We start from the raw sequence: 14,853 nt of genomic DNA, 5'->3' as shown, positions 1-14,853 counted from the left end.
TGGTTTAGGCCGCGGGTGCGGTGTGAACGTCGGTTCCCGCGTCATCCGGGCTGGTTTCGCTAACACGAGGGTGTTGGCCAGCGCCGTCCCGTCGGCGGGCATTGGTGACCCGGCCTCCTGCTTGGGGTCCGGGGATCGATAAGGGTCATGATGGGCCTGGCCCAGCGGGCCAGATTTGTCGCGGCGTTTGTGTCTCTGTCGGCGGTATGCCCGCAACCACAGCTGAACACCCGGTCGGCCAACGTCATCGCACTGTCGACGGCCCCGCATTGAGGGCACAGGCGAGTCGACGGGTACCAGCGGTCGGCTTCAACGAGCCGCCCGCCGCGCCACGCCTGTTTGTAGCGCAGCATGCGCGCGAATTCTGACCAGCCGGCATCGGAGATGGCGCGCGCGAGGTGGTGGTTGGCCAGCATTCCTGCCACGTTCAGGTTTTCGATGACGAGCCGGTCGTGGGTCTTGACCAGCTCGCCCGATACCTGGTGCAGGAAATGTCGGCGCATATCGGCGACACGGTGGTGATGGCGGCCCAACCGGGCAGCGGCATCGGTGCGGTTGTGTGATCCTTTCTTCTTGCGTGACAACGACTTCGACAACCGCCGCTGCTGTTTCATCCCGGCAGCCAGCGCTTTCGGCGCGTCGCTGATACGGGCGACCTCGGTGCCGTCCGCGGTGGCGGCGACCAGGAACGCCGACAGTCCGCGGTCCACACCCACCCAGCGGGCGTGGCCCGCGGGGTCACTGGCGGGGTGCTGGTGCGCGGGGTGCAGATCGGCGGCCTCGACATTCACAAAGATCCACCAGCGGCCCCCGCGGCGGCTGATCGCGTGTGGGTGGACAACGGCTACACCGGCCAGGTCGTCGCCACCTCCGCGGCCAAGGCGGATGTCACCGTGGAGGTGGTTTCCGGGGCGAAACCCGACCACGGCTTCACCGTCCAGCCCCGACGCCGGGTGATCGAACGCACCAACGGTTGGATCAACCACCGCCGCCGCATCGACCGCTACTACGAAACCACCCTCACTGCGCACGAAGGCTTTCTCTACCTCAGCCAAATCGCCCTACTACTCAGACAACTCGACCGCAGCCAGTTGTTCGACACGCTTTAGGCATTGGCAGCACCAAACGTCGATGCATCGGTGGCGCTCGACATCCTCGCCGAGTGCCCCTAGCCGATGGGCACGAATGCAAGCTGTTGACCGACCCCGACGAGCATTCCCGTGGTGATGTGTGTCGCCGTGCTGGCCACCGCGTTAGCGCGGGAGGTAGCTGAGGCGTTCATCGCGGCGATGCGCCGCTACATCGCGCCCACCGAGGCGTTCAGCGACAACGCTGGTCAGTTCACCGGCCTCAACATCAAACCGCCTCCAGTCAAGTTCCTTGTCGAGAAGGTCCGCCGTGATAATGGCGTCAAGCAGCGACTCACCAAGCTGCGGTTACCGACCACAACCAGTGAGATCGAACGGTTCCACCAGACATTGCGCAGCCAATTCCTCGACCACGCGGTGCCGTTCGAGTCGATCGGTTTCGCCCTCGATGCCTGGGTGCATGCCTTAACCATCGCCGCCCACACCAGATCCCTGACATGGCTGCCCCGCTAGTTCATTTCGGCCCAACGGCCCGCCTCGACTCCGTCAACATTGCCAGCCAGCAACAGGACACAGCACCGACGTCCCTGGTCATCGGCGTGATGGGGGCACCCTGGCGACCACCGAGCTCCAATGCGGCGGTCGAGTTCGAAGTCCAGGTGCCGCCAGTGAAGAGGTCCTGTGCATGGGGCGATCTCGGCTGGTCGAGGGGGCTTAATCCACCTGGCCACGCGTGGTGCACGACCAGCCGGCACCGAACTCGACCGGCCGACGCTGCGCCGCAACGGTATCGATGCCATGATCGGCCCCATTGTCGCCTGTCTCCGGGCTTGCCATCCGAAACGCGTGACCGGGGTCAACGCGGATTGCTTGCCTGTGGCCGCCGACAATTACGGCCCAAGCATGTTCACGCTGCCTGAGCGGCAGGCCAACACGCTGATTCCCCAAGCATTGGTAGTCAGGGGCGCGGTGTCTGCAAGGCAGACCCGTTTCCCCATCCCCCTTTCAATCCGTGCGTGCGGTTTTCCCGCACACGGCTTACCGATGATCTTCTAGACATGGTTACGCAGCCTTCGGGTAACGGATGGTGCCACGAAGTCGATACAGGCCGTGCCCGTTGAACCACGGCTCAGTCCACTGATCAGCTTGCCCAGCACGAAGGTTGCGGCCCCGCTTCTTAACCATCAAGCGGAACAACCGCCGCCACACGTACCGGTCGATCTGGGTGAACTTGTCGGCGGCGTTGCCGGTGCGAAAGTAATTTCCCCAGCCGCGCAAGATCGGAGTCAGCTCCGCGATGATGACGCGGATGTCTGTCCCGGCGCGGTTGCGGCCGGTGCGGTCGCGGACCTTCTCCCGCAGCCGCTTCATCGCCCGCTGTGACGGCCAACGGTGCAGGTAGTAGCGCACGATGCGCCGTTGTTCCCACAGCCGCCCCGACATGCGAGCTCGGAAGTGACAGCCCAGAAAATCCAGCCCCTCCCGACCCTCCCGTAGGTCGACTACCTTCGTTTTGTCCGGATGCAGCCGCAACCCCAATGACGCCAAGATTTCTCCCACCGCCGCCAAGGCGTGCTCGGCTTGTGCCGCGTTGCGACACAGCACCACACCGTCATCGGCGTAGCGCACCAACTCACCCACCCCACGGGCAGATAACTCAGTGTCGAGCACGTGCAGGTAGATGTTGGCCAGTAGCGGCGAGATCACCCCGCCCTGCGGTGTGCCTGCGACCGTCCGCTCCAACACACCTTCGACCATCACTCCTGCCTGCAGCCACAAGCGCAGCAGTTTGAGCACCCGCCGATCCGAAACCCGTTTACTGACCTGAGCCAGTAGCCGGTCGTGGTCGATTTCGCCGAAGAAATTGGCGATATCGAACTCGACCACAAACTGATAGCCCTCGATGAACCCGGTCCGCAAGCGTTCCTTAGCCATCGTCGCCGACCGCCTCGGCCGAAACCCATACGAGCACGACAAGAAATCCGCCTCGAAAATCGGTTCCAACACGATCTTGGCCGCCGCCTGGGCCACCCGGTCTCGCACCGTGGGTATCCCCAACGGCCGCTTACCGCCCTGTGGTTTGGGGATCTCCACCCGGCGCGCTGGCGCCGGACGGTAACGACCCGTGCGAAGGTCACCGCGCAACTCACGCAACATGCGGTCCACGCCGTAGTCCTCCACCGCGGCCACGGTGATGCGATCCACCCCGGCCGCGCCCTTGTTCTTGCACACGCGAAACCACGCCTCCCACAGGACGTCACCCCTGTAGATACGGTCAAACAGGGCGTGGAAACGCCGACCCTCAGACTGCTTGGCCGCAGCCCATAGCGCCCGTTGCAGTTGTCGCACTTTCACTCCCGACGGGCTCAACGGCTCGTCATCGGCTACGGCAAGCAATGGCTTGCCGGGGTTATTGGACCGGAGCGATCCGGTCATGCCCTCACACTTACCCGCTTCGCGCACGTGATCAAAGCAGGGGCCCTTCCCTCCCGACGCGTTATGCTGCACGCCGATCAGCGGTACTATGACCCCCTCGGACTCCCGCTGTGCTCCAGGACTTTCACCATCGGCTTATACCCTTGGTCTCTTGCCCGACGCGGGCGTGCGCAGACGGGTCTCTCCAGTTCCGAACCAGACTGTGTGCACGTGCCATCTCCCCTACCCCGAGGAGACCCGACGAGCTGACCCCGGACCGGGACTCGCCGGACGTGGCCTTCACCGTGACATGAGCGGCTCGGCTCTCCTGTTGTGAATCTGACGAGGCTGCAGAGTTCGCGATGCTGCTACGGCCCGTGCACTTGCTCCCTCCAAAGAGGCTCTTGACACCCCGCTTAGCCCGTCGCCTCTCAGCGACGAACCGGGGCCTGCTACCCGGCGCTCCGGTGCTTACCGGGACGGGACTTCCACCCGCTAGCCTGATCCAGCTTTCTGGACGCACCATGTGCGGGAATCTACGGGCGGTAGTTATGCCGGTCAGCGCCACATGGCGGAAGTAGTTCGACAGCACGGCTCCGGATGACCGCGAGGCCACTCCCCACATTGTCCGATCACCTTGTGCGCCAACCGTGCACCTATATTGGGAGCAGCAACGACTGGCCTCGCTATACGCACCCGCCGGGGAGATTACGCAGACCACCTGCCCGCGGAAAACGCCCACACTGCAAGGGCGCGCTTCGACACGAACCCCTAGCCACGCCGCGTGGCTAGCAAAGGAGGACGGAAGACTACAGCCGTTCGATGATCGTGACGTTGGCTGTGCCGCCGCCCTCGCACATCGTCTGCAGCCCGTAGCGGCCCCCGCTGCGTTCCAACTCGTTGAGCATGGTGGCGAACAGTTTGGCCCCGGTGGCGCCCAGCGGATGACCCAGCGCGATCGCCCCACCGTTGGGATTGACCTTTTCCGGGTCGGCCTTGATCTCCTTGAGCCAGGCCAAAACGACCGGGGCGAATGCCTCGTTGATCTCGACGACGTCGATGTCGTCGATCGACAGCCCGGTCTTCTCCAAGGCGTAGCGGGTGGCAGGAATCGGGCCGGTCAGCATGAACACCGGGTCGGCGCCTCGCGCGCTGATGTGATGCACACGAGCCCGCGGGGTGAGCTTGTGATCTTTGACCGCCTGCTCAGAGGCCAGCAGTACCGCGCTGGCGCCGTCGGAGATCTGGCTCGCCAGCGCAGCGGTGAGCCGGCCGCCCTCACGCAGGGTCGGCAACGCCGCCATCTTCTCCAGCGAGGTCTCCCGCGGCCCCTCGTCGATGCGGAAGTCCAGTCCGTCGACCTGGACCGTGACGATCTCGTTGTCGAAGTGCCCGGCGCGGATGGCCGCGAGTGCCCTTTGGTGGCTGGACAGCGCGAAGCGCTCCATTTCCTCACGAGACAGGTTCCACCGCTCGGCGATCAGCTCCGCCCCGCGGAACTGCGAGATCTCCTCGTCGCCATAACGGTGTTGCCATCCCTTGGATTCCGCGGTGGGCGTGGTGAAGCCGAACTGCTTGCCCACCTCCATTGCCGCGGCGATCGGGATCTGGCTCATGTTCTGGATGCCGCCGGCCAGGATCAGCTCCGCGGTGCCGGACATGATCGCTTGCGCACCGAAGGAAATCGCCTGCTGGCTGGAGCCGCATTGCCGGTCGACGGTGACTCCGGGAACCTCCTCCGGATAGCCGGCCGCCAGCCACGCCTGCCGGCCGATATTGCCGGCCTGCCCGCCGATCGCATCCACGCATCCGAGGATCACGTCGTCCACAGCGCCGGGGTCGACGTCGAGGCGCCCGAACAGGCCGTGAAAAGCCGCCGCCCCCAAATCGATTGGGTGTACGCCAGCTAGCGGTCCGTTGCGCTTGCCAACCGCGGTGCGCACCGCGTCGATGATGTATGCCTCGGGCATGTCAGACTCCTTTTCTGTTCGCGGTGATTCCGCCTAGCACGATGGCGAGATACTGTTGGCCGACCTGTTCGGCGGTGAGCGGTCCGCCCGGTTGATACCAGCGCACCGACACCCAGGTGGTGTCGCGGATGAAGCGGTAGACCAGGTCGACGTCGAGGTCGGGCCGGAAGTAGCCCTCGTCAATGCCTTGGTGCAGCACATCAACCCACATTTGGCGCTGCTTCTTGTTGAGGTCCTCGATGTAGGAGAACCGCGGCTGCGCCGACAGCCGCTTGGCCTCGTCCTGGTAGATGACGACTTGGGCGTGGCGATGCTCGATCGCGTCGAACGACGCCATGAACAGCCCCTTGAGCCGCTCCAGCGGGTTGGGTTTGGTGTCGATGATCTCCTGGTAGCGGTTGAACAGCCAGTCCAAAAAGCCGCGCAGCACTTCGTCGACCATCTCCTCCTTGGAGGAGAAATGGTGGTACAGGCTGCCGGACAGGATGCCGGCGCCGTCGGCGATGTCGCGCACCGTGGTTGCGCGCAAACCGCGTTCGGCGAACATCGTCGCCGCTAGTTCCAGCAGTTCGTCGCGCCGATTCATGGGTGCTGACTCGATACCGAGATCACTTCTCCAGTCAGGTAACTGGAATAGTCGCTGGCCAAGAACGCGATGGTGGCCGCGACTTCCCACGGTTCGGCGGCCCGGCCGAACGCCTCTTGCGCCGAGAGCCGGTCCAGCAGTTCGGGCGAGCTGGTCTTGTCCAGGAACTTGTGCCGGGCGATGCTGGGCGACACCGCGTTGATCCGCACCCCGTATTCCACCGCTTCGATTGCGCTGCAACGGGTCAGCGCCATGACTCCCGCTTTGGCCGCGGCATAGTGAGCTTGCGAATGTTGGGCCCGCCAGCCCAAAACGCTGGCGTTGTTTACGATCACCCCACCATGCTCGGCTTCGCGGAAGTAGCGCAGTGCCGCCCGAGTGGCGCGGAACACCGATGTCAGCGTCACATCCAAAACGCGGTCCCATTCCTCGTCGGTCATGTCGACAACCGGGGTCTGCCCGCCCAGCCCGGCGTTGTTGACCAGCACGTCCATCCGGCCCATCCGTGCGCTGGTCGACGCGATCAGGGCGTCGACCTGCACGCTGGAGGTGACGTCGCACAGCACGTGCTCGACACGGCCCAGGCCCAGCGCCGCCAGCTCCTGGGCTGTCTGACCGAGGCGACGTTCGTGGTGATCGGATACGACGACGTCGGCACCCTCCATCAGTGCGCGACGGGCGGTGGCCGATCCTATGCCGGTGCCGGCCGCGGCCGTGACGACGACCACCTTACCGGCTAAAAGTCCGTGTCCGGCTACCTCTTTCGGTGCGACGGCAAGCGTCATCCCTTGACCTCTCGGGGCAGGCCGAGCACCCGCTCGGCAATGATGTTGCGCTGGATTTCGTTTGAACCGCCGTAAATGGTATCGGCGCGAGTGAACAAGTAGAGCCGCTGCCACTCGTCGAGATCGCCGCCTTCCAATACCATGCCCGACTTGCCCCGCACGTCCATTGCGATCTCACCTAGTTCGCGATGCCAATTGGCCCACAACAGCTTTGAGACGTTGTCTTGCCCGGGCTGCTCGACGTCCATGGTGGCCAAGGCATAGGAGCGCATCGCTCGCAGGCCCGCCCAGGAGCGGGTCAGGCGTTCCCGGATCAACGGATCGTCAGCAGCGCCCGTGCGTTTGGCGAGTTCGACGACGCCGTTCAGCTCGCGCGCGTAGACGATCTGTTGGCCGACAGTCGAGACGCCGCGTTCGAAAGTCAGCGTTGCCATCGCGATCCGCCAGCCGTCGCCGGGTGCGCCGACCACCAGGTCGGCGTCGGTGCGGGCGTCGTCGAAGAACACCTCGTTGAACTCCGAGTCGGCGGTCAGCTGGACGATCGGGTGGATTTTCACCCCCGGCTGGTCGAGCGGAACTAGCAGATACGAGAGCCCGGCATGGCGCTTCGAACCCTTTTCGGTGCGCGCCAGCACGAAACACCACTGCGCCCAGTGCGCCAGCGACGTCCACACCTTCTGCCCGTTGATCACCCAGTGGTCGCCGTCGAGCACCGCGGTGGTGGACACGTTGGCCAGGTCACTGCCGGCGCCGGGTTCCGAGTAGCCCTGACACCACAGTTCGGTGACGTCGAGGATCTTCGGCAAAAACCGCTGCTGCTGTTCGGGTGTGCCGTAAGCGATCAGCGTCGGCCCGAGCAGTTCCTCGCCGAAATGGTTGACCTTCGCGGGCGCGTTGGCAATCGCGTACTCCTCGTAGAAGGCGACCCGGTGTGCGACCGACAAGCCACGGCCGCCGTGCTCGACCGGCCAGCCCAGGCAGGTCAGCCCCGCCTTGGCCAGGTGCTGGTTCCAGGCACGCCGCTCCTCGAACGCCTCGTGTTCGCGGCCGGGGCCGCCGAGCCCCTTGAGCTTGGCGAATTCGCCAACCAGGTTCTCGGCGAGCCACTCGCGGACCTCGGCCCGGAACTCCTCGACGTCCTGCATCCCTGTAGGCTAACCTACCAAGCACTTGCTTTGTAGCCCGGTGACGATGCAGAGCGCGCAGCGCGATGAGGAGGAACCGGGCGCGACAACCCAGCCCGGTGACGATGCAGAGCGCGCAGCGCGATGAGGAGGAACCGGGCGCGACAACCCAGCCCGGTGACGATGCAGAGCGCGCAGCGCGATGAGGAGGAACCGGGCGCGACAACCCAGCCCGGTGACGATGCAGCGTGGTGGCCAAGGAGCCGTGATGTCGAGCGATCCGCAGACGATTCCTGCGGTGCTGGATCGAATTGCGCGCGAACTGCCTGACCATCCGGCGTTGGTCACGCCCGATCGCACACTCACCTTCGGGCAGCTGCGCGAGGAAGTGCGCCGGGCCGCGGCCGCGATGATCACGCTCGGCGTGGCACCGGGCGAGCGGGTGGCGATCTGGGCGCCGAACACCTGGCACTGGGTCGTGGCGTGCCTGGCGACTCATTACTGCGGTGCCGCGATGGTGCCGCTCAACACCCGCTATACCGTGGCCGAAGCCGCCGACATCCTGGCGCGCACCGGGGCTCGGCTGCTGATCGCGATGGGCGAGTTTTTAGGCGCCGACAAGGCCAGCGACCTGCGTCGAGACACATTGCCCGAGCTGCGCCACATCGTGCGAGTGCCAGTGGACGCAGACGACGGAACGTGGGACGAGTTCGTCGCTGCCGGCGTGGACCTCGCGGCCGCCGACTCCCGCGCCGCCGCGGTGCGCCCCGGCGACGTTTCCGACATCTTGTTCACCTCCGGCACCACCGGCCGCAGCAAAGGCGTGCTATGTGCCCACCGGCAGTCGTTGGCCGGTTCGGCGGCGTGGGCGGCCTGCGGCAAGCTCACCAGCGACGACCGCTACCTGTGCATCAACCCGTTCTTCCACAACTTCGGTTACAAGGCAGGCATTTTGGCGTGCCTGCAGACCGGCGCCACATTGTTTCCTCAGTTGACGTTCGACCCGGAGCGGGCGATGCGCGCGGTGGCCGAGCACCGGATCACGGTGCTGCCGGGGCCGCCGACGATCTACCAGACGCTGCTGGACCATCCGGCCCGCGGTGAATACGCCTTAAGCTCACTGCGGTTCGCGGTGACCGGCGCGGCAACCGTGCCGGTGGTGTTGATCGAGCGGATGCAAACTGAACTCGACATCGACATCGTGCTGACCGCCTACGGCCTGACCGAATCCGGCGGGTTTGCCACTATGTGCCGTCCCGACGACGACCCGGTCACGGTCGCCACCACTTGCGGACGCCCGATCGCAGACTTCGAGCTACGTATCGGGGACCGTGACGAGGTGCTGTTGCGCGGGCCCAATGTCATGCTCGGCTACCTCGACGATCCGGAGGCCACAGCCGCTACCATCGACGCCGACGGCTGGCTGCACACCGGTGACGTCGGAAAGCTCGATGCCGCAGGGAATTTGCAAATCACCGACCGGCTCAAAGACATGTACATCTGCGGCGGCTTCAACGTATACCCCGCCGAGGTGGAGCAGGTGCTCGTTCGACTCGACGGTGTCGTCGACGCCGCCGTGGTCGGCGTGCCTGACGAGCGTCTCGGCGAGGTGGGCCGAGCGTTTGTCGTAGTCCGGCCGGACAGCGGCCTAGACGAGCAGGCCGTCATCGCCTACACCCGTGAGCATCTAGCCAATTTCAAAACGCCCCGCTCGGTGCGCTTTGTCGATGAGCTGCCTCGCAACGCTGGCGGCAAGGTGGTCAAACCCCTACTGCGAGAGCTGGTATAGATGGACCTTGACTTCGACGAGGAAACGCTGGCATTCCAGCGTGAGGTTCGCGAGTTCCTCGCCGCCAACCGGGCAGCGTTTCCCACCAAGTCCTACGATACCGCCGAAGGGTTTGAGCAACACCGGCGTTGGGACAGGGTACTTTTCGATGCTGGCCTGTCGGTGATCACCTGGCCGCGTAAGTACGGCGGGCGTGACGCCTCACTGTTGCAGTGGGTGGTCTTCGAGGAAGAGTACTTCCGCGCCGGCGCACCGGGCCGGGCCAGTGCGAACGGTACGTCGATGCTGGCGCCGACGTTGTTTGCGCACGGCACCCAAGAACAACTGGATCGCGTGTTGCCGAAAATGGCCAGCGGTGAGGAGATCTGGGCGCAAGCCTGGTCGGAACCCGAAGCCGGCAGCGATCTGGCGTCGCTTCGGTCGACCGCGACCAGGACCGAGGGCGGTTGGCTGCTCAACGGACAGAAGATCTGGAGCTCGCGGGCACCGTTCGGCGACAAGGCTTTCGGGTTGTTCCGCTCCGATCCCACCGCCGAGCGCCACCGCGGGCTGACCTACTTCATGTTCGACCTGCGGGCGGACGGCGTCACTGTTCGCCCCATCAAGCAACTTAATGGCGACACGGGTTTTGGCGAAATCTTCCTCGACGACGTGTTCGTGCCCGACCGCGACGTGATCGGCGAGGTGAACGACGGCTGGCGAGCCGCGATGAGCACGTCGAGCAACGAACGCGGGATGTCGCTGCGCAGCCCGGCACGTTTCCTGGCCGCTGCTGAGCGGCTGGTTCGGCTGTGGAAATCCTGCGGTAGCAACGATTTCGGCGACGAGGTTGCTGACGCGTGGATCAAGGCGCAAGCCTACCGGCTGCATACATTCGGCACAGTGACCCGGCTGTCCGAAGGCGGCGAGCTAGGTGCCGAGTCGTCGGTGACCAAGGTGTTCTGGTCGGAGCTCGACGTCGCACTGCATCAGACCGCGCTGGAGATCCGCGGTGCGGACGCTGAGCTGGTGGATCGGTGGAGCGACGGCTTGCTGTTTGCGCTTGGTGGCCCGATTTACGCTGGCACCAACGAGATTCAGCGCAACATTATTGCCGAGCGGCTGCTGGGTTTGCCGCGGGAGAAGTCGCGATGAGATTCGACCTCGACCCGCAGCAACGCGACTTCGCGGCCAGCATCGACGCCGCGTTAGCGGCAGCCGACGTCGCGGGCGCGGTACGCGCCTGGGCAGCCGGCGATCTGGGACCGGGACGCAAGGTATGGGCCCGGTTGGCCGACCTGGGTGTCACCGCCCTCATGGTGCCCCAGCGGTTCGACGGCATCGAGGCGCACCCGGTCGACCTCGTCGTGGCGTTGGAGCGGCTCGGACGCTGGTGTGTGCCAGGGCCGGTTACGGAATCTGTTGCGGTAGCACCAATCCTGCTTGCCGACGACGAGCGGTGTGCGTCGCTGGCAACCGGTGAGCTGATCGCAACGGCCGCAGTGCCGCCGCAAATCCCGCGTGCGGTGGACGCCGATGCGGCGGGCCTGGTGCTCTTGGCCCACCAGGGCCGGGTCAGCGAGGCTAACGTCGGCGACCGGCACGATTGCATCGATCCGAGCCGGCGCCTGTTCGACGTCACCGCCACCGGTACCACATGGCGGGCCGACGTTGCCCGGGCCTACGAGTTCGGCGTGCTGGCGACAGCCGCTCAATTGGTCGGCGCCGGCCAGGCGCTGCTGGACGCGGCCGTCGACTACGCCAAGCAGCGCAGCCAGTTCGGCCGGGCGATCGGCTCGTATCAAGCGATCAAACACAAGCTGGCCGACGTGCATATCGCCGTCGAGCTGGCCCGCCCACTGGTCTACGGCGCGGCGCTGTCGCTGGCCGGCGATTCGGCGGACGCGCACCGCGACGTGAGCGCCGCCAAGGTGGCCGCCTCCGACGCCGCACTGGCGGCCGCGCGGTCGGCGCTGCAGACCCATGGCGCGATCGGCTTCACCGCCGAACACGATCTGTCGCTGTGGCTGCTGCGGGTACAGGCGCTGCGGCCGGCCTGGGGCGATGCGGCCGTGCACCGCCGGCGGGTACTGGAGGCGCTATGACAGCCAGCGACGAACGCGAACTGCTGCGTGAAACGGTGTCGGCGCTGGTGGCCAAGCATGCTCCGCCCGCCGCGGTGCGCGAAGCGATGGAGTCCGAGCGCGGTTACGACGAAGCGCTGTGGCAGCTGCTGTGCGAACAGGTCGGCGCGGCAGCCCTGCTGGTGCCCGAGGAGCTCGGCGGCGCCGGCGGCACCCTCGCCGACGCCGCGGCCGTCATCGCGGAGCTCGGCAAAGGCTTGGTGCCCACCCCGCTGCTGGGCACCACGCTGGCCGAGTTGGCGCTGCTGGCCGCCGACGAGCCGGACGCCGAGGCGCTCGGGCGGCTCGCGCAGGGCACGGCGATCGGCGCGGTGGTGTTCGACCCCGACTATGTGGTCAACGGCGACCGCGCCGACATCGTCGTCGAAGCCACCGGCGACCAGCTCATCCGATGGACCGAGTTCGTCGCCGAGCCCGTCACCACCATGGATCCCACCCGCCGACTCGCCCGGGTCAGACCGCAACGCACCGTCCCGATGGGCGTCGACCCCGGTATCGCCGACACCGCGGCGATCCTGGTGGCGGTCGAGCAGGTCGGCGCGGCGGCCCGCTGCCTGGAGCTAACCGTCAACTACACCAAGCAACGGGTGCAGTTCGGCCGCCCGATCGGCAGCTTCCAGGCGCTCAAACACCGGATGGCCGACCTGTATGTCGCGGTCCAGGCCGCCCAGGCGCTGGTCGACGACGCGGTGGCCGCCCCGTCGCCGACATCGGCGGCCCTGGCCCGGGTTGCCGCGAGCGAGACGTTCAGCAGGGTGGCCGCCGAGGGTATCCAGCTGCACGGCGGGATTGCGATCACCTGGGAACACGACATGCACCTGTACTTCAAACGTGCGCACTCCACTGCCCAGCTGCTCGGCCCGCCGCGCGAACACCTGCGCCGACTCGAGCCGGAAGTGTTGAATAGCACGACGTGAACGCTTCTGTCGCGCTGCGCGCCGGCATCCCGCCGTTCTATGTGATGGACGTGTGGCTGGCGGCCGCCGAGCGTCAACGCACCCACGGCGACCTGGTGAACCTTTCGGCGGGCCAGCCAAGCGCGGGAGCGCCGGCCCCGGTGCGTGCCGCGGCCAAGGCGGCGCTGGACAGCAGCCCGCTGGGTTACACGGTGGCCCTTGGCATTCCAGAACTCCGGGCGGCCATTGCGCAGGCATATACGCCGCGGCATGGGATCAGCGTCGAGCCCGACGACGTCGTCATCACCACCGGCTCGTCGGGCGGCTTTTTGCTCGCGTTCCTGGCGTGTTTCGACGTTGGCGACCGGGTCGTCGTCACCAGCCCGGGCTACCCGTGCTACCGAAACATCTTGTCCGCGCTGGGGTGTGAGGTGGTGGACGTGCCATGCGGTCCGGACACCCGGTTTCAGCCGACCGCACAACTGCTGGCCGCGCTCGACCCCCCACCACGCGGTGTCGTCGTCGCAAGTCCGGCCAACCCGACCGGGACCGTCATCGCACCCGCGGAGCTGGCGGCGATCGCATCCTGGTGCGAGAAATCCGGCGTCCGACTCATCAGCGACGAGGTGTACCACGGCCTTGTGTACGAGGGAGCTCCGCCAACCAGCTGCGCTTGGGAGACCTCACGAAACGCTGTGGTGGTCAACAGTTTTTCGAAGTACTTCGCGATGACCGGGTGGCGGCTGGGCTGGCTGCTGGTGCCACCGGAGCTGCGCCGCGCGGTGGACTGTTTGACCGGCAACTTCACGATCTGCCCACCCGTGCTGTCGCAGTACGCCGCGGTCGCGGCGTTCACCCCGGAGGCGGTCGCCGAGGCTGACGCACACCTACGTCAGTACGCGATCAACCGTCGGCTGCTGTTGGACGGCCTGCGGCAAATCGGGATCGACCGGCTTGCTCCCACCGACGGTGCGTTCTACGTCTACGCCGATGTCTCGGACTACACCTCGGACTCGCTTCGGTTTTGCGAGAAGTTGTTGGCCGACACCGGAGTCGCGATCGCACCGGGCATCGACTTCGACACTGCGCGCGGCGGGTCGTTCGTCCGCGTGTCATTCGCCGGACCGACCGCCGATATCGAAGAGGCGCTGCACCGCATCGAGCGGTGGCTGGGCTAACTGGGTGCAGCCGACGGAGTCAATTCGGCGTGCACCGTGCGGCCGTATTTGCGTCGCATCAGCCGATGCGCCAACGGCACTAGCACCCCATGCAGCAACGGGTATTTACGCCGCAGCAGACGGGCCGCTGCCTGATATTCGGCGCCTTCCAGGAGCCGCACGCGGCCGGGTTGGGGCGGCCCGGTCGGCTTACCCGATGCTGTCGCCGGCCCGAATTCGACTTTCGGGTCGCGCCGTATCCGGCGTACTTTGACCGCCCGCTCAAAACTGCGAAAGTATGCGCGGTCGCCGTCTACCGCGATGCTCACCGGGCTGCTGCCGGGGGTGCCATCCTTTCGAAACGTGGTGAGCCGCACCGTTTTCTGCCGCACGAAGGCGGCCAGTCTGGGATCGGTTGCGGTGCCGACGGACCCGAGTACATAGCCGAGTTGACGTAGCCGAAGCACGAACGCTGCGACCAGTGCCACCGACACCACGCCGAGCACCCATGCTTGGGCGGGCGAACCGCCGAGATTGAGGTCCACCACGTGGTTCACGGTGTGGACGCCGTTGGCCACGATGAATCCGGCCAGCGCGGTGGCCAATGCGTCGGACCAGATCAGGGCGAGTAGCAGCGTGACGCCCAACCCGAGCTGGAACGCGCCGAGGTCATGCAGAAAATGCTCGTGCGCTTCGAATCCCACGAACCGGGCGAACGACCCGGGGTCGGCCAGACACCAGATTCCAATCGCAACGTTGGCCAGACCGACCAAAGCCGTCAACGTGACCAGGTATATACGGGCCACCTTGCTCAAGGGTCTCATGGTTGTGCCTTCCTGCCGTCGTGTCCTCACAAGCTAGACGGGGTAGCACGCCGATGCGTGACATCGGCGGCAACGCACCCATCAGGCGAGCCGGGG

The 14,853-nt window shown here is 66.0% G+C and carries 14 protein-coding genes; 7 read left to right on the top strand and 7 right to left on the bottom strand.

The annotated features are described in order from the left end of the window. Positions 1 to 59 precede the first annotated feature (59 nt). The gene (locus MYXE_RS02480) at positions 60 to 791 is read right to left on the bottom strand and encodes an RNA-guided endonuclease InsQ/TnpB family protein (protein ID WP_232061709.1); all 732 of its coding nucleotides are present in this window, start codon (positions 789 to 791) and stop codon (positions 60 to 62) included. Between MYXE_RS02480 and MYXE_RS02475 the strand changes: the two genes are divergently transcribed. Then, the gene (locus tag MYXE_RS02475) at positions 726 to 1,109 is read left to right on the top strand and encodes a transposase (protein WP_085193037.1); all 384 of its coding nucleotides are present in this window, start codon (positions 726 to 728) and stop codon (positions 1,107 to 1,109) included. The two genes, MYXE_RS02480 and MYXE_RS02475, sit on opposite strands and share 66 nt — an antisense overlap. A 111-nt stretch (positions 1,110 to 1,220) precedes the next feature. Continuing rightward, positions 1,221 to 1,601: a hypothetical protein gene (locus MYXE_RS02470; RefSeq protein ID WP_085193038.1), complete on the top strand. Its 381-nt coding sequence runs from the start codon at positions 1,221 to 1,223 to the stop codon at positions 1,599 to 1,601. Positions 1,602 to 2,150: 549 nt separating this feature from the next. Here the strand turns inward: MYXE_RS02470 and ltrA are convergent. From ltrA to ipdE1, 5 genes are all read right to left on the bottom strand, one after another. Further along, positions 2,151 to 3,524, bottom strand: coding sequence for a group II intron reverse transcriptase/maturase (gene ltrA, locus MYXE_RS02465; protein ID WP_085196455.1), 1,374 nt, complete (start codon positions 3,522 to 3,524; stop codon positions 2,151 to 2,153). Between the two features lie 788 nt (positions 3,525 to 4,312). Beyond that, complete coding sequence (fadA6, locus tag MYXE_RS02460) at positions 4,313 to 5,473, bottom strand: steroid 3-ketoacyl-CoA thiolase FadA6 (protein ID WP_085195567.1); 1,161 nt, start codon at positions 5,471 to 5,473, stop codon at positions 4,313 to 4,315. 1 nt (position 5,474) lies between these two features. Continuing rightward, the gene (gene kstR2, locus MYXE_RS02455) at positions 5,475 to 6,059 is read right to left on the bottom strand and encodes a TetR family transcriptional regulator KstR2 (RefSeq protein WP_003923114.1); all 585 of its coding nucleotides are present in this window, start codon (positions 6,057 to 6,059) and stop codon (positions 5,475 to 5,477) included. Then, positions 6,056 to 6,844, bottom strand: a complete 789-nt coding sequence (gene ipdF, locus MYXE_RS02450; RefSeq protein ID WP_085195565.1) for a (5R,7aS)-5-hydroxy-7a-methyl-1-oxo-2,3,5,6,7,7a-hexahydro-1H-indene-carboxyl-CoA reductase — start codon at positions 6,842 to 6,844, stop codon at positions 6,056 to 6,058. Before ipdF ends, kstR2 begins: the two co-directional genes overlap by 4 nt. Further along, positions 6,841 to 7,989, bottom strand: a complete 1,149-nt coding sequence (ipdE1, locus tag MYXE_RS02445; RefSeq protein WP_085195563.1) for an acyl-CoA dehydrogenase IpdE1 — start codon at positions 7,987 to 7,989, stop codon at positions 6,841 to 6,843. Before ipdE1 ends, ipdF begins: the two co-directional genes overlap by 4 nt. Before the next feature lie 247 nt (positions 7,990 to 8,236). Here ipdE1 and fadD3 point away from each other — a divergent pair, with 247 nt between their 5' ends. The 5 genes from fadD3 to MYXE_RS02420 are packed head-to-tail and all read left to right on the top strand — an operon-like array spanning position 8,237 to position 13,954. After that, positions 8,237 to 9,757, top strand: a complete 1,521-nt coding sequence (fadD3, locus tag MYXE_RS02440; protein ID WP_085195561.1) for a 3-((3aS,4S,7aS)-7a-methyl-1,5-dioxo-octahydro-1H-inden-4-yl)propanoate--CoA ligase FadD3 — start codon at positions 8,237 to 8,239, stop codon at positions 9,755 to 9,757. Beyond that, positions 9,758 to 10,891 (top strand): acyl-CoA dehydrogenase family protein, encoded by a 1,134-nt coding sequence (locus MYXE_RS02435; RefSeq protein WP_003921748.1) that lies wholly within the window; start codon positions 9,758 to 9,760, stop codon positions 10,889 to 10,891. After that, on the top strand, positions 10,888 to 11,841 hold the full coding sequence (locus tag MYXE_RS02430; protein ID WP_085195559.1) for an acyl-CoA dehydrogenase: 954 nt from the start codon (positions 10,888 to 10,890) through the stop codon (positions 11,839 to 11,841). Before MYXE_RS02435 ends, MYXE_RS02430 begins: the two co-directional genes overlap by 4 nt. Then, positions 11,838 to 12,797: an acyl-CoA dehydrogenase IpdE2 gene (gene ipdE2 / locus MYXE_RS02425; protein ID WP_085195557.1), complete on the top strand. Its 960-nt coding sequence runs from the start codon at positions 11,838 to 11,840 to the stop codon at positions 12,795 to 12,797. The genes MYXE_RS02430 and ipdE2 overlap by 4 nt, the downstream gene beginning before the upstream one ends. Beyond that, a complete protein-coding gene (locus MYXE_RS02420) occupies positions 12,794 to 13,954 on the top strand; it encodes a pyridoxal phosphate-dependent aminotransferase (RefSeq protein ID WP_003921744.1) in 1,161 nt (386 codons plus the stop codon). Before ipdE2 ends, MYXE_RS02420 begins: the two co-directional genes overlap by 4 nt. Here the strand turns inward: MYXE_RS02420 and MYXE_RS02415 are convergent. Further along, positions 13,951 to 14,757, bottom strand: a complete 807-nt coding sequence (locus MYXE_RS02415; protein ID WP_039890644.1) for a PPOX class F420-dependent oxidoreductase — start codon at positions 14,755 to 14,757, stop codon at positions 13,951 to 13,953. The genes MYXE_RS02420 and MYXE_RS02415 overlap by 4 nt on opposite strands. Positions 14,758 to 14,853 lie beyond the last annotated feature (96 nt).

This window comes from Mycobacterium xenopi (assembly GCF_009936235.1).
Classification (GTDB): Bacteria; Actinomycetota; Actinomycetes; order Mycobacteriales; family Mycobacteriaceae; genus Mycobacterium; species Mycobacterium xenopi.
This window is presented reverse-complemented; position numbering and strand designations above follow the sequence as displayed.